19 protein-coding genes and 1 riboswitch are annotated in these 18,888 nt (G+C 65.6%); of the genes, 7 read left to right on the top strand and 12 right to left on the bottom strand.

Annotated elements, in window-relative coordinates:
- Window positions 1–119: 119 nt before the first annotated feature.
- On the top strand, window positions 120–638 hold the full coding sequence (locus L1F31_RS05365; RefSeq protein ID WP_429860958.1) for an amino-acid N-acetyltransferase: 519 nt from the start codon (window positions 120–122) through the stop codon (window positions 636–638).
- A gap of 54 nt (window positions 639–692) precedes the next feature.
- Here L1F31_RS05365 and L1F31_RS05370 read toward each other — a convergent pair whose 3' ends face one another.
- Entirely contained in the window at window positions 693–1,712 is a 1,020-nt protein-coding gene (locus L1F31_RS05370) for an HhH-GPD family protein (RefSeq protein WP_265419641.1), read from the bottom strand.
- A 117-nt stretch (window positions 1,713–1,829) separates the two neighbouring features.
- Between L1F31_RS05370 and L1F31_RS05375 the strand changes: the two genes are divergently transcribed.
- Window positions 1,830–2,528, top strand: coding sequence for a hypothetical protein (locus tag L1F31_RS05375; protein ID WP_265419642.1), 699 nt, complete (start codon window positions 1,830–1,832; stop codon window positions 2,526–2,528).
- A 75-nt stretch (window positions 2,529–2,603) separates the two neighbouring features.
- Here L1F31_RS05375 and L1F31_RS05380 read toward each other — a convergent pair whose 3' ends face one another.
- The 6 genes from L1F31_RS05380 to L1F31_RS05405 form a co-directional block, all read right to left on the bottom strand.
- Window positions 2,604–2,996 (bottom strand): VOC family protein, encoded by a 393-nt coding sequence (locus L1F31_RS05380; RefSeq protein WP_265419643.1) that lies wholly within the window; start codon window positions 2,994–2,996, stop codon window positions 2,604–2,606.
- 68 nt (window positions 2,997–3,064) lie between these two features.
- Complete coding sequence (radA, locus tag L1F31_RS05385; protein WP_265419644.1) at window positions 3,065–4,414, bottom strand: DNA repair protein RadA; 1,350 nt, start codon at window positions 4,412–4,414, stop codon at window positions 3,065–3,067.
- Between the two features lie 123 nt (window positions 4,415–4,537).
- Window positions 4,538–5,305 carry a type I methionyl aminopeptidase gene (map, locus tag L1F31_RS05390; RefSeq protein ID WP_265419645.1) on the bottom strand — a complete coding sequence of 256 codons (768 nt, stop codon included), beginning with the start codon at window positions 5,303–5,305 and terminating at the stop codon, window positions 4,538–4,540.
- A 524-nt stretch (window positions 5,306–5,829) separates the two neighbouring features.
- Window positions 5,830–6,054: a PLD nuclease N-terminal domain-containing protein gene (locus L1F31_RS05395; protein ID WP_265419646.1), complete on the bottom strand. Its 225-nt coding sequence runs from the start codon at window positions 6,052–6,054 to the stop codon at window positions 5,830–5,832.
- A 185-nt stretch (window positions 6,055–6,239) separates the two neighbouring features.
- The gene (gene amaB, locus L1F31_RS05400) at window positions 6,240–7,775 is read right to left on the bottom strand and encodes an L-piperidine-6-carboxylate dehydrogenase (protein WP_265419647.1); all 1,536 of its coding nucleotides are present in this window, start codon (window positions 7,773–7,775) and stop codon (window positions 6,240–6,242) included.
- Window positions 7,776–7,861: 86 nt separating this feature from the next.
- Window positions 7,862–9,079, bottom strand: coding sequence for an NAD(P)/FAD-dependent oxidoreductase (locus tag L1F31_RS05405; RefSeq protein WP_265419648.1), 1,218 nt, complete (start codon window positions 9,077–9,079; stop codon window positions 7,862–7,864).
- A gap of 172 nt (window positions 9,080–9,251) precedes the next feature.
- Here L1F31_RS05405 and L1F31_RS05410 point away from each other — a divergent pair, with 172 nt between their 5' ends.
- From L1F31_RS05410 to L1F31_RS05425, 4 genes are all read left to right on the top strand, one after another.
- Window positions 9,252–10,127 carry a LysR family transcriptional regulator gene (locus L1F31_RS05410; RefSeq protein WP_265419649.1) on the top strand — a complete coding sequence of 292 codons (876 nt, stop codon included), beginning with the start codon at window positions 9,252–9,254 and terminating at the stop codon, window positions 10,125–10,127.
- A 139-nt stretch (window positions 10,128–10,266) separates the two neighbouring features.
- The gene (locus L1F31_RS05415; protein WP_265419650.1) at window positions 10,267–10,869 is read left to right on the top strand and encodes a class I SAM-dependent methyltransferase; all 603 of its coding nucleotides are present in this window, start codon (window positions 10,267–10,269) and stop codon (window positions 10,867–10,869) included.
- 88 nt (window positions 10,870–10,957) lie between these two features.
- Window positions 10,958–11,278, top strand: coding sequence for a putative quinol monooxygenase (locus tag L1F31_RS05420; protein ID WP_265419651.1), 321 nt, complete (start codon window positions 10,958–10,960; stop codon window positions 11,276–11,278).
- A 48-nt stretch (window positions 11,279–11,326) separates the two neighbouring features.
- On the top strand, window positions 11,327–11,869 hold the full coding sequence (locus L1F31_RS05425; protein ID WP_265419652.1) for a hypothetical protein: 543 nt from the start codon (window positions 11,327–11,329) through the stop codon (window positions 11,867–11,869).
- Window positions 11,870–11,918: 49 nt separating this feature from the next.
- Here L1F31_RS05425 and L1F31_RS05430 read toward each other — a convergent pair whose 3' ends face one another.
- From L1F31_RS05430 to L1F31_RS05440, 3 genes are read right to left on the bottom strand one after another with little or no spacing between them, the layout of a single operon-like run.
- Window positions 11,919–12,770 (bottom strand): energy-coupling factor transporter transmembrane component T family protein, encoded by an 852-nt coding sequence (locus L1F31_RS05430; protein ID WP_265419653.1) that lies wholly within the window; start codon window positions 12,768–12,770, stop codon window positions 11,919–11,921.
- Complete coding sequence (locus L1F31_RS05435) at window positions 12,763–14,310, bottom strand: ABC transporter ATP-binding protein (protein ID WP_265419654.1); 1,548 nt, start codon at window positions 14,308–14,310, stop codon at window positions 12,763–12,765. Before L1F31_RS05435 ends, L1F31_RS05430 begins: the two co-directional genes overlap by 8 nt.
- The gene (locus L1F31_RS05440) at window positions 14,310–14,939 is read right to left on the bottom strand and encodes an ECF transporter S component (RefSeq protein WP_265419655.1); all 630 of its coding nucleotides are present in this window, start codon (window positions 14,937–14,939) and stop codon (window positions 14,310–14,312) included. The genes L1F31_RS05435 and L1F31_RS05440 overlap by 1 nt, the downstream gene beginning before the upstream one ends.
- A gap of 23 nt (window positions 14,940–14,962) precedes the next feature.
- Window positions 14,963–15,070: riboswitch (TPP riboswitch) on the bottom strand.
- 123 nt (window positions 15,071–15,193) lie between these two features.
- On the opposite strand from L1F31_RS05440, the gene L1F31_RS05445 reads away from it, so the two are divergent.
- The gene (locus L1F31_RS05445; RefSeq protein WP_265419656.1) at window positions 15,194–17,053 is read left to right on the top strand and encodes a purple acid phosphatase family protein; all 1,860 of its coding nucleotides are present in this window, start codon (window positions 15,194–15,196) and stop codon (window positions 17,051–17,053) included.
- Window positions 17,054–17,077: 24 nt separating this feature from the next.
- Here the strand turns inward: L1F31_RS05445 and L1F31_RS05450 are convergent, their stop codons facing one another.
- Window positions 17,078–18,037 carry a universal stress protein gene (locus L1F31_RS05450; protein ID WP_265419657.1) on the bottom strand — a complete coding sequence of 320 codons (960 nt, stop codon included), beginning with the start codon at window positions 18,035–18,037 and terminating at the stop codon, window positions 17,078–17,080.
- A 137-nt stretch (window positions 18,038–18,174) separates the two neighbouring features.
- Complete coding sequence (locus tag L1F31_RS05455; RefSeq protein ID WP_265419658.1) at window positions 18,175–18,714, bottom strand: DUF4916 domain-containing protein; 540 nt, start codon at window positions 18,712–18,714, stop codon at window positions 18,175–18,177.
- Window positions 18,715–18,888 lie beyond the last annotated feature (174 nt).

Raw genomic sequence — 18,888 nt, forward strand, 5'->3', positions numbered from 1 at the left:
CGGCTCCCCGGACTCATTCATATCTGCCGTCGGGGATGGTGTTGAATGAAGCCATGAGCTCACACACTGGCGATTTCGATCACGGGCGGGTCTCCGGGGACCACCACCACAAACACGAAATGCCCGGCGGACTCTATCTGCGACGCGCCAGGACCTCCGACGTCAAAGGCATTGAAGCGCTGGTGGCGCCTCTGGCGGGAGAGCGGATCCTGCTGGCCAAGGACACTGTGACCTATTTCGAGTCGCTCCAGGAGTTCTGGCTCGTCGTCGATCCGCAGCCTGACGGTTCGGAGATCCTGGCCGGGTGCGGTGCCCTGCACATCATCTGGGCCGACCTCGCTGAGGCGCGCACGGTTGCGACCTCTCCGGACTACCGGGGCAGGGGAGTGGGCAAGGCGATCATCCGTCAGCTGCTCGCCGATGCGCAGGAGATCGGCGTTAACCGCGTGTTCTGTCTGACCTTCGAAACCGGGTTCTTCGGCTCGCTGGGATTCGAACCGATCAAGGGCATCCCGGTCTCCCCAGAGGTTTACGTCGAGCTCCTGCACTCCACCGATGAAGGTGTGGCGGAGTTCCTCGACCTGGCCCGGGTCAAACCCAACACCTTGGGCAACTCCCGGATGATCAAGTACCTCTGAAGCCGCGCAGATCCGGAGTCGCTCTCCGGCTCCTCTGCCTCCTGGGACCGTGCTTCAGGTTCTCGGCAGGTCTAGTCGGCCCGCGTGCTCCTGCGCCAGGCCATCAGCGACGAGATCGGAGATGAGTCGGGAGATCCGCTGATCGTCGGCGCTGAGTTCGCGGACGCGGGCTACAGCAGCGGCCGTCGATTCGTCGAGGGAGCCGAGCGTATCGGGATCGAGCACCGTCACCGAGGTGGTGAAGAGGTCGATGCTGATGCCTGCAGGTTCGGCTTCGGCGGAGTGGGCGGTCTTGAGGGCATCCATGATCGCCCCGCGCAGCTGACGGTCTGTGCCCGCCCATTTCTGAGTCTTCGGCTTCGTCGCCGAGGCGGGTCTGCCGAGGCGATTCCACGTGCAGACGTCCCGCAGCGGGCAGTCTGCGCAGCCAGGATTTCGGGCGGTGCACACGAGCGCACCGAATTCCATCACGCCGGCGTTCCACTCCACATGGTGCTGTTCGGGAACGAACCCGGTCGCCCATTCGGTTTCGCGGCGGCCCGGAGACGTCGCAGGTCGCTCCCGTCCGGCGAAGACGCGGATGAGGACCCTGCGCACGTTGGTATCGAGCACCGTTGTCCGCTGTCCGTGGGCGAATGATGCGACTGCGGCGGCAGTATACGAACCGATGCCGGGCAGCTCGAGCAGCTCCTCCACTGTTTCCGGCACCTCGTTGCCGAGGTCGTCGGCGATGACTCGAGCGGCTTCCTGCAGGCGCAGGGCACGGCGCGGGTAGCCGAGACGGTCCCAGCGGTGAAGCACCTCGGCGGTCGGCGCGAGTGCGAGGTCGGCCGGGGTCGGCCACGCCTCCATCCATTCCCGCCATCGCGGTTCGACTCGGGAGACAGGTGTCTGTTGGGACATGATTTCGCTCACGAGCACGGCCCAGGCGGTGGTGTTCGGGTCTCGCCACGGCAGCTCGCGCGCCTCTGCCTCGAACCAGGAGATGATCGTCTCCTGCACCCGGGAGACCAGCGGTTCGGCCACCTCGGGGAAGGCAGTCGGATTCGTTTCGGGGCTGGCTCGGTGTGTCATTTGGATGCTCATTCGCTTCGGCCTAGGCTCAAAGCGATGACTCCTTCCAATCGTGGTTCGCAGCCGAACAGAGCTGCCGGACAGCCTCGCCAGTCTAGCGGGAAGCTGCCTGCTCACGTGTACCGCAGACGCCGCATCACCTTGGGTGTGCTCACCCTCATCGTCATTGTGCTGTTCGTGGTGGGAATCGTCGCCATCGTCAACGCCTTGGGCAGCAGCTCGGACGAAGACAAGACCGCCGCCGAGCCCGAGGAGACGAGCGAGACGACGACTGCGGCACCCGTACCTGATGAGAAGGCCGCGAGCGGCAGATGCCCCGAGGACAAGGTCTCACTCAAGGCGAAGGTCGACCCGAAGTCGGTCAAGGACGGACAGGAACCCGAATTCGGCATGGTCATCGGCAACGGCCACAATGCGACCTGCCTCATCGAGGTCGGCACCAAACAGCAGGAGTTCATCGTCGAGAAGGACGGCGATGTCGTGTGGTCATCGAAGTACTGCGCGGCACCGAAAGATGAGAACTCCGAAGTCTCCACGGAGTTCGCCCCGCAGTCCGAGAAGACCGCGAAGCTGAAATGGAACCGGATAAAGGTCGACAAGAACTGCAACCGGGCGAAGGACGACTTCGCACCCGGCGAATACGACCTCATCGTCAAACTCGACGACAAAGAGAGCAAGCCGACACAGTTCGAGCTCGAGAAGTCCGCTGCCGACAAGGCGAAAGAGAAGAAGGCCGAGGAAGAGAAGAAGAAGTCTGACGAGGACAAGAAGTCAGACGAGCCGCAGGACGAGCAGTCCCAGGAGCCGCAGGACTGAACCGGCAAGGCAGGTTCGGCAAGGCCGAGCCATAAGATCCGGACATCGGTGTTCGGCCGCAGCGCCTGAGTGAGTTCAGGCCCCGCGGTAGGAGCCCACGCCCCAGGAATTGCCGTCATGATCACGGAAGTCGAACTCCCGACCGCCGTAGGACTGCGTCGCCACAGGTCTGACGATGGCATGCCCCATGTCGACGATCTCCTCGTAGAGACGATCGACTTCGCGTTCTGTGCTGACGACGACGTAGATGGAGCTTCCACCGACGGCGTCGAGCGCGGACCCGTCGTTGCGGACGGAGCCGATCATGATCCCGCCGGTATCACCCAATGCGTACTCGGCATGGTCGACGAGTTCGGGGTCGTGCTCATTGCGAACCATCAGGCGCTCGGTGAAGCCGAGAGTGACCAGCAGTGCGATCGTTGCCGCGGCATCCGTGGTCCTCAGCGCTGGAAAAACTGTTGTGGTCATATAATCAGGATGCTCCAAAACCGTGCGAAAGTCCCGAACTTTCTCTGACCCGGGCTTCAGCGCTTGAGTTACGAGGTCTTGAGCAGGACCTGCACCGCCTCGGCAATGTGCTCGCACTCCTTGATCTTCATGTTGTCCGGTGTCGGCACATTGCGCATGGCCTCCTTGGCCACGATGGCATGCGTGATGCCCAAGCGTTTGGCTTCGTTGAGACGCTGCCCGAGGTTGGGGACATTGCGGATCTCTCCGGACAGGCTGATCTCACCGATGCCGACGAACTTCGTCCACATCGGGCGTCCCATTGCGGCCGAGGCCAGAGACAGGCAGATGGCCAAGTCGCTGGCAGGCTCGGACAGCTTCGCGCCGCCGACAGTGGCGGCGAAGACATCGGACTTGGCCAGTTGGACGCCGGGAATGTTCTGACTGAGCACGGCCAACATCATCGCCACTCGCGAAGAGTCGACACCGGAGACCGAGCGGCGCGACTGACCACCGGCGGACTCGGTGATCAGCGACTGCACCTCGACGAGCAGGGGGCGCTTGCCCTCCTGCGTCACGGTCAGGCAAGTGCCCGGGGGATTGCTGCCGCTGCGTGAGAGGAAGAGACCTGAGGGGTCTTCGAGGCTGTGAATGCCGTTTTCTGCCATGTCGAAGCAGCCCACATCATCGGTGGGGCCGAACCGGTTCTTCACAGCCCGCAGCATGCGCAGACGCGAGTGCTTCTCTCCTTCGAAGGTGCACACGACATCGACGAGGTGTTCGAGCAGCCGCGGCCCGGCGATCGTGCCGTCCTTCGTGATGTGGCCGACGAGCACCGTGGGCAGAGACCTCGCCTTCGCTTCTCTGATGAGTGCCGCGGCGACCTCTCGGACCTGGGTGACTCCGCCCGGGACGCCGTCGACCTCGGACGAGGCCAGAGTCTGGATGGAATCGACGATGAGCATATCGGGTTCCTCGGCCTCGATCATGCCCAGCACCGAACCGAGATCGGTCTCCGCCGCCAGCAGGAGGGAGTCCGCCAGAGCGTTGATCCTCTCGGCTCGCAGCCTGACCTGGCCGGCTGATTCCTCACCCGTGACGTAGAGGACCTTTTCGCCGAACATCGCCGCCTTGGCCGCGACATCGAGCAGCAGTGTCGACTTGCCCACGCCCGGCTCGCCGGAGAGCAGGACGACTGCACCCGGGACGATTCCGCCGCCGAGCACGCGGTCGAGCTCGGGGACATAAGTCTCCTTCGCCTGCGCCAGCGTCGAGTCGATCTGATTGATCGGCTTCGCGCCGCTGGACTTCTTGACCTTGGTCTTCACCTTCGACGTGCTCGCACCCTTTTCCTCGAGGGTGCCCCAGGCCTGGCATTCGGGGCAGCGCCCGAGCCATTTGACCGTCGAGTAGCCGCATTCGGTGCATGTGAAAGACATACCGCAATTCTGGCACGAGGTGCTGACACAGGACGCCGGCATGCGAAAGGGCGCCCGACGAACTGATCGTCGGGCGCCCTTTCGGAGCGCGGAAGCTTGGTCAGGACAAGTGCGGCAGCCTGATCAGTCGAGCGTGGTGAGGACCCGGGGGCCATCCTCGGTGATGGCGATCGTATTCTCCGAATGCGCACCGTTCGACCCGTCGGCCAAGCGCAGGGTCCACCCGTCCTTGTCCACCGTGAGCTTCTTCGAGGTGAACGACCACCAGGGTTCGATCGCCAGCGTCAGCCCGGGCTTGAGAACGAGACCGCGACCGCCCTTGCCGCGGTTGGGCACGTGCGGATCTTCGTGCATCGTGTGGCCGAGTCCGTGGCCGCCGAAGTCGAGGTTGACCGGGATGCGCTGAGCATCGGCGACGTCGCCGATCGCCTTCGAGATATCGCCGAGGCGGTTGCCTGCCTGCGCGGCACCGATGCCGGCTTCGAGACCGGCCCAGGTGGAGTCGATGAGGCGCTGGTCCTCTTCGCTGCCGTCGCCGACGACGACGGAACGTGCGGCATCGGCGACCCAGCCGTCGATGGATACGGCGAAGTCGAGGGTGAGCAGATCGCCGTCCTTCATCACATAGCTGTGCGGTTTGCCGTGGAGGACGCCGTCGTTGACGGACAGGCAGATGACATTGCGGAAGGGGCCGGAGCCGAATGACGGGGCGTAGTCCCAATAGCAGGACTTCGCGCCGGCCTCCTCGATGAGCTTCCGGGCGCGCTTCTCCAGGTGCATGATGTCCATGCCGGGTTCCGCGATCTCAGACAGTTCGGCCAGAGTCTTCGCGACGAAGCGGCCGGTCACCGCCATCTTGTCGATCTCGGCGGGTGTCTTCAGCTCAATCACGGGGTCTCCTTCGGCAATGCACGGGGTTCGACTCCGATTTTAGTCCTTGGATGTCGCGCACCTGCAGGCGCATCAGTTTCGGGGACCTTCCGGCCGCCGCATTGCGAGTCGGGTGACGGTCTGTATTGCGTGACTTGAGGACGTTGAATGCTGTCTGACGTCTGTGCCGCGCTGTTTGAGAGGAGACTTGGGATTCGAGTAAGGAGGCTTGTGTCGGGGTGTCTCGGCAAGTAGGGTGCGCGGCATGAGGAACATCATCATGGCGTTCAGTATGGGGATGGTTTTCGCCACCATAGTGCCCACAGGAGTTGAAGACCTCCGAGCGGGTGGCCCCTGGATTCTGACGCTGATCGCATTTCCGGTTTGCTCCCGGATCTGTGTGGGCGTGCTTCTGCGTGACCACAGGAAACGGGCGTCGACCAATCACCGCGGCCCTGATTCCTCGGCATCTGGTTCTCAAGCCCGATTGAGCCAAGCGGATGCGGACGTGAGCGCAGGGACTTCCAGGGAGAGCGCAGGGCGCCTCAGCTGAGGCGGTTATCTTCCTTCCGGGGGCGGATCACCAGCCAGCAGATCGGCCCGATGAGAGGGAGCAGGAATGCGATGATCACCCACACGAGCTTTGTGTTCGAATCGAGAGCGGACTTCGCGATCCCCACAAGGGCCCAGACGAGTAGGGCGAGGGCTACGAGTATGCCGACCGACCAGAGAATGTCATAGGTGGCGGGCAACAGCGGGTTCTCACTCATACCATCAGGATATCTTGCCTTGTGTTGGCCGTCCGGTTCGCTCAGTCAACGCGAAACTCGAAAAAGTCGCCGCCGGCGACGACTTTTTCGAGCTTCGCGTGACTTGAGGGTCGCTGTGCGGTCGAGGGCAGGCGGACGACACAGGCGGACGACAACCGACGCCCGCAACCCATGGCGCACGATGATCAGAGGAACTCGACGCCCTGCGCCAGCGGCAGCTCACCGGAGTAGTTGATCGTGTTCGTGGCCGGCCGCATGTAGGCCTTCCACGAGTCCGATCCCGACTCACGGCCGCCTCCGGTCTCCTTCTCACCGCCGAAAGCACCGCCGATCTCCGCACCCGAGGTGCCGATGTTGACGTTGGCGATTCCGCAGTCGGAGCGGGAGAGGAACCTCTCGGACTCGGCGAGTTCTGAGGTGAAGATCGCCGAGGAGAGTCCCTGCGGCACATCGTTGTGGATCTCGAGCGCCTCGTCGAGGTCCGAATACGTCACGACGTAGAGGATCGGGGCGAAGGTCTCATCCTTCATCACCGCGGACTGTTCGGGCATGCGCACCACGGCCGGTTCGACGTAGTGCGCATCCGGGCGCTCATCATCCAATACCCGCGACCCTCCGCAGAGAACCTCGCCGCCTTCGGCTTCGGCCTGCTTGAGCGCCGACTGCATCGCCTCGAACGCCGCGGCATTGATGAGCGGTCCCACGAGCACTCCGTCATCGGTCGGCGATCCGATGCTCAGAGTCTTGTACGCTGCGACGATCTTGTCGACGAAGTCATCGGCGATCGATTCGTGGACGATCAGCCGCCGCAGCGTTGTGCACCTCTGTCCCGCGGTCCCGGCGGCGGCGAAGACCACTCCGCGCAGCGCCAGGTCGATGTCGGCGCTGGGCGCGACGATCGCGGCATTGTTGCCGCCGAGCTCGAGCAGGATCTTGCCGAAGCGTTCGGCCACAACGGGGCCGACCTCGCGTCCCATCCGCACCGAACCGGTCGCAGAGACCAAAGCCACGCGCTTGTCCCTGACCATGACATCCCCGATGTCACGCCCACCGACGAGGACGGGTGCGAGGTTCTCCGGTGCCCCCACCTCGGCGGCGGCCCGGGTCAGCAGCGCCTGGGCACCGAGGGCTGCGAGCACCGCGTTCTCCGAGGGCTTCCATACGACGGCGTCACCGGCGACCAGCGCCAGCGCGGTATTCCACGAGTACACGGCCACAGGGAAGTTGAAGGCGGAGATGACGCCGACGACACCGAGGGGGTGCCACGTCTCCATCAGGCGGTGACCGGGGCGTTCGCTGGGCATCGTCTTGCCCCACAGCTGCCGGGACTGACCGAGCGCGAACTCGCAGACATCGATCATCTCCTGCACTTCGCCGGCCGCCTCCGACGGGGTCTTGCCGGCCTCGACGGTGATGATCTTCGCCAGATCCTCTTTGTGCTCGGTCAACAGCTGACCCCACCGCTGCACGAGCTGACCGCGCACAGGGGCGGGCACGTCCCGCCAGGATTCGAAGGCGGTCTGAGCTGCGGCGATCTTCTCCGCTGCCGATTCAGGGGTGTCCGCGGCGACCGTGCCGAGGTTCTGGCCGGTGATGGGGGAGCGGGCAGGCATGTGCGCCGAGGCGGCCGACCCGTCGAGCACGGATCGATCCACCCCGCAGGCGCTGAGTCCAGAGGTGAGGAGATCGGTGATGGTCTGGTCGGTGGGCAGTGCAGTCATTTCTGTCCTTTCGATGACGGTGGTGCGGTCTTCGGTTCGTGAGTTCGGGTGACGATCGTTTCGCTGGAGCGGTCGGAGGGCATTGTTCAGACCACGTTGAGCTCCTTGCGCAGCCCGGTGGTGGTGAAGCGGCGTTTGTCCATCGGGGTGACATCGACGAAGGGGTCGTGGCCGGTCATGAGGTCGGCGACGACTTCGCCCACGGCCGGTCCCATGAGGAAGCCGTGGCCGGAGAACCCGCAGGCATAGAAGAACCCGGACATCTCCTCGGCCTCACCGATGAGGGCATTGTGGTCGGGGGTCATCTCATACAGGCCGGCCCACCCGCGTCCGGCTTCGACATCGATGAGGGAGGGGGTGCGTGCTTCGATGTGTCCGGCCAGAGTGGTCAGCCAGTCCGGGTGGCGTTTGTCGTTGAATGACCAGTCATCGACCTCATCCGGGCAGCCGAAGAGCAGGCCGGGACCTTCCGGGTGGACGTAGTAGCTGGTGGTGAAGTCGATGGTGAAGGGCATCTCGGTCGTGTCGAAGTCGACGGGTTCGGAGACCATGATCTCCCGGCGCAGGGGCTTGACCGGAAGGTCGACTCCGGCCATGTCTCCGATGAGCCTGGACCATGCCCCGGCCGCGCAGACGACTTGGCTGCAGGCGATGGTGCCCCGGTTCGTCACCACCGCGGTGATCGTGCGTCCCGCATCGCCTGCGGTGCCGCTGCCTGCGCTTTCGAACCCTGTCACCTCGCAGTTCTTGAGCACGCGGACTCCGCGTTCGCGGGCGGCGCGGATGTAGCCTGCAACGACCGCCTCGGGGGTGCAGTGGCCGTCACCGGGGTTGAACGCCCCGGCGACGAGTCCATCGGTGTTCACGTACGGGGCCAGTTCGGCCACCTCGGCGATGGTGAGCATCCGCGATTCGAGTCCCATCCGCTGCTGCAGGGCCACGTTCTCAGCAAACGCCTGCGCGGACTCCTCGGAGTCGAGGAGGAACAGGTAGCCATTGCTCACGAGGTCGATGTCGACTCCGAAATCCGCCTCGAAGTTCCGCAGCACCTCGAGCCCTCGCGCGGCCAGGGCGATATTCACCTCGTCGGAGAACTGGCACCGCACCCCGCCGGCCGCCTTCGATGTCGACCCCGAGCCGGGGGTGTCGCGTTCGACGATGACGATGTCTTCGACTCCGCGTTCTGCCAGGTGGTAGGCGGTGGCCGCCCCCATCACCCCGGCGCCGATGATGACCACCGAAGCGCTCGCCGGCACCTGCCCGGGCGCGGTCGGATTCGTGTGCTCTGTTGTCGGGATCTCCACTGTGACCTCCCTGTCGTGCGGTGACCGTCTTTGGCCACCGCGGCACTGAAAGAGCCGACGTCGATGTCGGCGACTGTGACTTGCCACCATTGTGGTCGCCCTCACTGTTAAGGACAAGATCGAGTTTCTGAACACACTGTTGAGGGATCCTAAAAACGACTACGATGCCCCCATGACGTGGACATTGGGGCAGCTGCGGACCTTCGTCGCAGTCGCCGAACTCGGATCGATGACGCGGGCGGCCGAACACCTCGGCTACAGCGTGGGCGCGGTGTCCCAGCACGTGACCGCGCTGCGCAGGGTCGTGGCCTCCGACCTGTTCATGCGCCGAGGTCGCGGCCTGGTCCTCGCCGAGGCGGGCCGCACTCTGCTGCCCCGTGCCCGGAACATCCTCGCCGCCCAGAAGCAGGCGGAGATGGCGATGCTCGGGCGTGATTTCCGCAGCGAGGCGATCGTGACCTTGGGCGTCTTCGGGTCCGCATCGATGACGGCGCTGCCGCAGGTGGTCACCCGGTTGGCGCAGCGGCACCCGAACATCGAGGTCCGGGCGAGGGAGATCAACGTGGAGACGATGTCGGCGGCCGTCATCGACGGAGTCATCGATCTGGGTATCGGGATCAACTATCCGGCGGCGCCGCTGCCGCCGATGCGCGGGCTCAGTTGGGAAGCGGTCGCGCGGGAGGACTTCGGCATCGTCGTCCCGGCCGGGTCGCCCCGACTCAGCGATGCGGAGCTGACGGAGGCCGATTGGATCCTCCCACCGGCTGAGGAGCTGTTCGGTCGAGCGATGCGATTGGCCACCTCGGCGCTGGGAATCAACGCGAAGGAGACGCACATCGTCACGGACACCGCGGTCGCCCTCGCGCTCGCCGGGACCGGGCTAGGGCTGACCTTGGCGACGCCGATCATGATGTCGCTGGGCGGGTCCGGCGTCGACCTGCATCCGGTCACCGAGGCGGGAGGACGCGAGATCATCGTGCTCACCTCCCCGGAACCGAGCGATCCGGTCCGTGCCGTCGCCGCGGTCATCGCCGAGGTGTTCGCGTGACGGCTCTGCCCACCTGAACTGTGTGGCTGTGCTCAGGCAGCGGGGACCTGCGCGGATGTCTGCGCGGCTGTCTGTGCGGCTGTCTGTGCGGCCGTCGGGCAGGGGAGCCGAGGCCTGGAATCCGGCCTAGGATGAGGTCATGAGCTTCGATCATCAGTGGGACAAGGTACGCAGGGCGAACCCCGATCATTCGGCGAACTATGCGCAGCGCTGGCGCACGCTCGCCGCGGACGGGCACGATCTCGGGGGAGAGGCCCGGTTCGTCAACGCGATGGCCCCTCGTGGGGCGCGCATCCTCGACGCCGGGTGCGGGACCGGTCGTGCCGGCGGCCTGCTCATCGGCGAAGGGCACACCGTGTACGGTGTCGATCTCGACGAATTCCTCATCTCCGTCGCCGAGGAGGACTTCCCGAGCGGCGAATGGCACACCGGCGACCTCGCCGACTTCGATTTCGCGACGGCCGGGATCACCGAGATCGATGTGGCCTTCTGCGCCGGAAACGTGCTCTCGTTCCTCGACCCCGCCTCCCGCCGGCAGACCCTGGGCAACCTCAAATCCACGCTCAAGCACGGAGGCCGACTCGTCTCCGGTTTCGGGGCTGGCCGCGGATACGATTTCGACGAATTCGACGAAGACATCAGAGCCACCGGGATGGTCATCGACCAGAAGTTCTCCACCTGGGAGCTGCACCCCTTCGAGCCGAGCAGCGACTTCCTCGTCCTCATCGCCCAACGTCTGTGAGCCGCGCAGATGGCGGGCGGTCGAATCGCACGGCGGCTCAGACTAGGCTGAAGTCGAACCATCCACCATTGTGCTGAAGGAGAATCCCATGATCTTCATCGTTGTGAAGTACGACGTCAAGCCCGAAAGCGTCGAGAAGTTCCCCGAGGCGGTTCGCACCTTCACCGAGGCGACCCGCGCAGAGCCCGGCAACCTCTTCTTCGAATGGTCGAAGAGCCTGGAAAACCCGAACGAGTTCGTTCTCGTCGAAGCGTTCACCGACGGAGGCGCCGAACCGCATGTCAAGAGCGATCACTTCGCTGCTGGACTCGAAGCGATGCGCCCGCACCTGGTCTCGACCCCGAAGATCATCTCCCGCAAGATCGACGGTGAAGGCTGGGACGAGATGGGCGAGCTCAAAATCGACTGATCCTGTGAGCGCCTTCATCCCTGTCGCCTGACCGAATAGACTTCTGCCATGGCGACCAAGGCGACGAACATTGCGGCGATCGAGAAGGCCCTCGGCGAGAAGTGGGAAGACACCCGCGCTCGCCTCGAAGCGGCCGGGGGAGCGTCGGCGAGTCACAAAGAGCTCGCCGACGCTCTCTATCCCCAGTTCGAGGGCAAGGTCGACAGCCACGGCTGGTGGGTCCAGGGTGCCGTCGTCGCCTATGAACAGGAGATCGGACGCCGAGTGCCGGGACAGCGTGCGGACGGCACCTTCGACGTGGCCGTGTCCCGGACGATTCCCGGCCGCCGCAGCGAACTCATCGCGAAGTTCGCCTCCCTGATCGACTCCACCCTCAACGAGGTGGCCCTCGACGGTGATCCCCGCACCTCGGAGACAGCGAAGCGCTCCTTCTGGCGAGCGAACCTCGACGGCGGAATCAAGGTCGAAGCCGCCGCAGAGACGAAGAACGAAGACAAGTCCCTCGTCGTCCTCACCATCTCCAAACTGCCGAGCGCCGAGGCCGTCGAAGAATGGAGAGCCTTCGGCAAGGAATTCCTCACCCAGCTCTGACGGCGTCAAGGCCCGGCCGACAGCCGTCGCCGCGACCAGTCATCGCCGATCAATCCCCGCCGATGATCGGGTTCCACGTCCCCAACAGGTGAGCGGCACCGATCGCCGCGACACAGACGACCACCCCGAGCACAACCGCCACGAGGTCGCGGCCGGCGAACGTCGAACGTCTGCGCCACGTGCGACCCGGCCGACCGAACGCCCGACCCTCCATCGCTATTGCCAGGGTCGTCGCCTTCCTGATCGAGACCACGAGCAGCACGAAGATCCCGCTGAACAGGCTGCGTGTGCGTCGCACCAGCGAGCCTCCGGCCACTCCACGGGCGCGCCTGGCCATCGCCAGCACCTGCCACTCGCTGACGAGCAGACCGAGCAGCCGGGTGGAGCCGAGCACGGAGACCACGACCACTTCGGGCAGACGCAGATGCTGGATGAGGGCATCGGCCAGATCGCGCGGATCGATCGTCGACGCCAAGACGATGAGCGGGATCGCCAAAGCCAGGGCACGGACGAAGATCGCCGCGGCCGCATCCAGGGAACCGGTGGTGAACACGATGGGCCCGGCATCGAGGACGACCGAGCCCGTCTTCTCCGCCAGCAGCGCCGTTCCCCACGCCGCCACCAGCGCGCCGGCCGGCAGGAACCACAGTCGCTTGGCAGCGGCTGCGAGATCGAGACCCGTGACCGGCAGCGCCAGCAGGCAGAAGGCGAGCACCACCCCGGCCGAGGCGAGGTCGATGCTCAGCAGCGCTCCCACCATGAGGATGAGTGCCAGGGCGATCTTCGTCAGCGGATTGCACCTGACCAGGGCGGTTCTGCGCACAACGGGAATGAGCTGACCCGGATCCTCGACTCCCGCCTCGGCGGTGGTCCGGTGTCGACGTTCGAGCTGTTCACTCACCACGATCACCGGCCCTGACCATGGTCGGTCGGCCGAGGTCGATCGTTCGGGCACCGATCGCGGCGAGGAACGCCTGATCATGGCTGACGGCGACGACAGCAGACCCCCGAGCGAGCACGTCGAGGAACATTTCGACCAGACCTGCCCAGGTCAGAGCGTCTTGGCCGAAGGTCGGTTCGTCGACGACGATCACCCGCGGCCGTGGTGCGAGCATCGCCGCCACCGACAGGCGACGCTTCTCCCCACCGGAGAGACTCTGCGGGTGTGCCTCGGCCACCCCGGTCAGACCGAGGGACTCGAGCAGCTCGGCCGCCCGGGACTCGACCTCCGGCTGTGACCACCCGGCCAAGCGCGGTCCCAGTTCGAGTTCGGAGGTCACGCTGGCCGTGAGGAACTGGTGGGCAGGCTCCTGGAAGACCATGCCGATGCGCGCGGCCAGCTGGGCCGAGGGCCACGCGTACGGTCGGGCCCGCTTCGCACCCTCGCGCAGCACATCCTCGGCGAGGACCCGTCCGGAGAATTCCGGGATGAGCCCGGCCAGCGTCAGCGCCGTCGTCGACTTCCCGGCCCCGTTGGGGCCGACGAGGCCGAGGGCCTGCCCGGCGCGAATGCTCAGATCAAGGTCCGTGGCCGCAGGTATCGCCATCCGCGGGCGGGCCACGCTCAGCTGATTCGTCCGCAGCAGAACCTCGCCGAGGCGGCCCTCCGAACGCTGCCCACCGTCGGTGGCCAGCGGAGAGGATCTCACCGGTTCGGGTCCGGGATCAGGAGCGGCACCCCGGGGTGAGGTGAGAAAGCGGGAACTCTCCGGCATCCAGATTCCGCAGTCGATGAGCGTCTCACGAAGCTCGGGGTCACGGAAGACCTGCGTCGGTGAACCTTGGGCGACGATCCCCGCCCGACCGAGCACGATGACTCGGTCGACGTGGTCGAGCCACAGGCCGACCCGGTGTTCGACGACGATCATCGTCGCCGCGGTCTCGGCCTGCACAGCAAGCACGGCATCACGGACATCCTCGGCAGAACCAGGATCGATATTGGCCGTCGGCTCGTCGAGGACGATGACCTCCGGTGCCATCGCATGGATGCCCGCCAGCGCCAACCGCTGCTTCTGCCCACCGGACAGGGCGGCACTCGGATGATCCTGCGGCAGGTTGAGTCCCAACGCACGCAGCGAGGCGGGAATCCGGGCCGCGATGACCTCGGCAGGCAGGCCGAGGTTCTCCATTCCGAAGGCGACATCGTCGCCGATGCGGGAGAAGATCACCTGCGAATCGGGATCTTGGAGGACCAGCCCGGTGCCGCCTCGGCGAGGGTCCGGGGCGTCTCCGCCGATGAGGAGCTCACCGGTCGCCTCACCGGATTCGTCGGAGAGGACGCCAGCGATCGCGTGAAGCAGCGTCGACTTGCCCACCCCGGAGGACCCGAGGACGAGCACCTTCTCACCGGCGGCGATGTCGAGGTCGAGGGGGCCGACGGCCGGAGCGTCACGGTCGGCATGCGTCCACGAATACCCGCGCGCCGTGATCGGCAGCGCCATCAGCGCAGACGGCCGGAGGCGAACGAACTCAGCGCCCCGGTCTTCGCGATCGCCCGGTAGGCGAACCAGGCGCCGATGCCGGAGATGACGAGACCGGAGATGATCGCGCACACCGCGTAGGCGGCCTGGAAGGAGAACTGCCATTCGGCGTTGTACATGATGTTCTCGCTCACGGCCATGAACGCCGCCGCCAGCACCCCGGACAGAGCCGTGACCCACAGCGTGAATCGCCTGTACCCGAAGGCCGCGAAGACGAGTTCGGCGCCGAGGCCCTGCAGGAATCCGGACAGCAGCACCGTCGCCCCGAAATGAGACCCGAGGACCGCTTCGACGATGGCGGCGATGAGCTCGCACAGCAGTGCGGCGCCGGGCTTGCGGATGATCGCACCGGCCAGAGGCCCGGCCAGCACCCACAGCCCGGCGATGAGGCCGATCGAGGGTGGGAAGGCCTGGAACGCGAGCTCGAGGACCTTCCAACTCAGCGCCAGCACCCAGAAGACGAGCCCGACGGCGATGCCGAGCACTGCGGTGGTGACATAGTCGACGACCCGCCACGATTTCGTCTTGGGCGCCAGCGTGTGGACCGGCTTGGCAGGCGTCGTGGAATCGGGCGTGGTGGTTTTCGGCATGATGCCTCCTCAGTCACAAGGAGGGGTGAAGAGTCTCGACTTCCTTCGGCGGTGCTAACCGCATCAGGTTCGAGGGTCTGCAGCTCGTCTGCACTCTCAGCGCCCCTGACGGCGCTCCCCTGTCGTAGCCACCACTGTACAACAGGGGAGACCCGCGACCGCTCCGCCTCGGTCATCGAGGGTTCACTTCCCGTTCCGCTGGACGTCGACAGCCTTCGAACACTACTTCACTACTGGTGAGTAGAAATGGGCGAATGACGACTCATCGCCTCCGACGCCGGTTCTCCGCCCTGTCCGCCGGTGTTCTGCTCACCGGGCTGGTGGCCGCTCCGCTTCCCGCCGATGCTCAAGGCCTGGGCTCCGGTACGCCGAGTCCCGGACCGACGGAGTCGCAGCCGCGCACCAGCGATGAGACGGGTCCGCAGCAGCGGACGGAGACCGGTACTGAGGCGATCACCGATGCCGTGCTGCAGGTCGGAGCCGATTCGACCGCACGCAATGTCTCCTGGATGAGTGAGAGTTCGGGCGGGGGAGAGGTCCGGTGGGCGCCGGCGAGCGAACTCGCAGGCAACGAGCTGCCCGACGATGCGCAGACAGCCGAGACCACAGATTCCGGGATCGGAGCCGATCTCTCCCGCCACTTCAACCATGCGACGATGACCGACCTGGAACCCGGCACCGAATACGCCTATCAAGTCGGCAGCGAGGAGGACGGCTTCACCGAGGTGGCACGGTTCACGACGGGAGACGACGGCGGTGACGACGAATTCCTCGTCTTCGGTGACCCGCAGATCGGTGCGGGAGGTGGAACCCCCGACGACGCATCGGCGTGGGACCGCACGCTCACCTCGGCGGTGGCCACAGCGAAGAATCCGGACTTCTTCTACTCGCTCGGAGATCAGGTCAACAGTGCCATCAGTCAGGACGAGTACGGGCAGTACCTGGCCCCGGACCCGACCCGCACACTGCCGCAGGCGACGACGATCGGCAATCACGACGTATCGTCCAAGGCATACGAACAGCACTTCAACCGGCCCAATGTCAGCGCCGACCATGGCGGCGGTGGGCCCCTCACTTCGGGTGGGGACTATTGGTTCACCGAATCCGACGTTCTGTTCATCAACATCAACTCGAACAGCTCGGATATGGACGCCCACGCAGAGTTCATCGACGACGTCGTCGCCGAACACGGTGACCAGGCGCGCTGGACGGTGCTGGGCTTCCACCACTCGATCTACTCGACGGCCACCCACTGGGACGACGCCGATGTGAAACGGCTGCGGAAGGCGATTCCGCCGGTCGCGGCCCGCAACGACATCGATCTCGTGGTCTCCGGGCACGACCACATCTACAACCGCACGTTCCTCATGGACGGTGAAGGCAAGCCGATTCCCGGAGCAGATGCGGGACGTGAACAGGAGAAGGCGGAGGGGCAGACGCTCTATCTCACTCTCACCTCGTCGACGGGATCGAAGTTCTACAGCCACGTCCCCGGGCTCGAGTGGGAAGGCAAGAGCGTCTACAACGACGTTCCCGCCTTCACCCGCGTCCGAGTCAGTGACGACGCGCTGCAGGCCACGACCTACGAAGTGCCGGCAGGCGGCGGGGGACAGTCGGAGGGCCAAGCGGAGAGCCAGGCTGCCTCGGAACAGGTCGACGATGTGGAACTCACCCGCGCAGGATCAGGCGAACCGGGGCCCGGTGAGGACGCGGAAGCCGATACCAGCGCGGACGGGTCGGACGGCGGAGTTGGCGGCTCGGATGCCGAGGCCGACGGTACGGATGCTGACGCTGGGGCAGGTGGTGACGCTGACGGGGCAGGCGCAGATGCCGGCGGCGCGGACGGCGCAGACGCAGGCACAGGTGCCGATGGCGCAGATGCCAGCGGAGCACAAGGAACCGGGAGTCAGGCCGACGCCGGAGCCGAAGGAGACTCCGCCTCGGCCGATGCGGGCACCGGAGCTCAAGCCGACGCCGGAGCCGAGGCGGGAGGCGACCTGCCCCGCACCGGCGGCGACCTCGGTCTGCCTGTGGCCGTCGGTGCGGTGGCGGTCATCCTCGGCGCCGTGTTGGTCGCAGCGGCACGACGACGCCGAGGTGCGGGACGAGCCTGACCGTCCCGAATCGGGCGAATTCCGTCAGCTCGGGACGATCATCACCGGGCCTTCGGCATGGTTGAGTACGCCGCGTGAGACGGAGCCGAGCAGTGCGCTCCTGATGCGCCCGCGCCCGCGCGTGCCCATCACCGTCAGCTGTGCCCGGGCGCTGATCTCGACCAGCGTATGTGTGGGTTCGCCGACCGGCACCGAGGATGAGACCTCGAGGTCCGGGAACTGCGCCGACAGCTGCGCGACCTCACCCTCCAGACCGGTGGCGATCTGCTTCTGCCGCCGCCCTGTGACCTCGGAGCTCAGTTCGAGCTCGGGATACCAGTAGAGCCATTCCTCCCCCGCCGGCAGCACCGCCACGACTTCGAGAGGGGCCTCACGCACGGCGGCCTCGGCAGCCGCCGTGACCATGGCGACCCGACCGGTATCCGAACCGTCGACGGCCACGACGACCGGTCCGTCGGCGTCGGCCTTCGTCGCATGATGCGGGACGACGATGGTCGGACAGTGGGCGTGGGCCGGCACGGCGGTGGACACCGAACCGAGGACGCGGCCCATGAAGCCGCCGCGCCCGCGCGCACCGAGGACGATCACCTCGGCGTCGGCACTCAGCGTGATGAGCGAGCCCGCGGCATCGCCCGGCGCTGTGCGGAAGCTCTTCTCACCGGGGTGATCGCGGAGGAGTTCGACCGCCTCGGCGAGGGTCTTCTCCGCTTCCTTCTCCGCTTTCGTGTCCTCGGGCTCATTGGGAATCGAGGCCATATTCGGATAGATCATCGTCGGCAGCGGATACGCGGTCACGACGGTCAGCGTGGTCTTCCGCCGCGCTGCTTCCAGCGCGCCGAAGCGCACGGCGAGAGCTGCGAGTTCGGAACCGTCGAAGCCGACGAGCACGCCGAGTTCCCGGTTGAGGCCGGACTCGGACGGCTGCGCACCGGCCGCACGTGATTCGGGGGTATCGGACTCGGGCATAGGGGACTGGGCAGACATCTCAAACCTCTCCCTCGGGGCCTGGCCAACCCAGACGCTGACGACGGCCCCGACCAGCGGTATCGTCCGCGTCACCACCAGTCTACCAAGGCAATTCTACGGAGTGTAGAAAAAGTGCGTCGGTGAGAGCTGCGGTCTCAGATCGGGAAGCCCAGGTGCGTGAGTGCGGCCTTGAGGATGAAGTCCTGACCATGGCAGAGCTCGCTGGTGATATCGGGGCGCAGGGTCTCCTCCGGGGTCAGCCAGTCGAGGCTGAGGGCATCGGCGCGCGGGGTGCATTCGCCGCGGACCTCGAGGATGAAGCACATCGAGATCGCGTGCTGCCGGGGATCGTGCAGCAGGGCGGAGCCTTCGGTGGGGAAGTACTCGGCGATGTGGAACGGGGAGATCGCCGGTGGGATGACCGGCAGCGCCATCGGTCCGAGATCGTTCTCGGCGTGACGCATGAGTGCTGAGCGGATCGATTCGTGGAAGCGGATGCGCCCGCCCACGACCTCACGACCCAGGGTGCCGTCCTCGAGGCTGCGCAGCAGCAGTCCGATGCGCTCGACGTTGCCCGATTCGCCGACCCGCACGGGAATCGCATTGACATAGGGGATCGGCATGCGTCTGCGCAGACGGGCGAACTCGTCGTCGTCGAACCAGTTCTCGTCATAATCCAGGGCGGTGCGAGTCATGGAGCAATCGTCCCATATCGCGAGCATCGGCAGAAGAGGCTCACCTCCCGTGTGAGTAACCCGCACATGCCGTGTGGTGAACCAGCACACACATCGGGTAAAGTATCTTGATATCGAGATAAATTTTCGACCGGTCGCGACGCGCTGAGGTGACGTGACCTACAGTTGTGTCAG

The sequence above is a fragment of the Brevibacterium spongiae genome, from assembly GCF_026168515.1.
GTDB classification, from domain to species: Bacteria; Actinomycetota; Actinomycetes; order Actinomycetales; family Brevibacteriaceae; genus Brevibacterium; species Brevibacterium spongiae.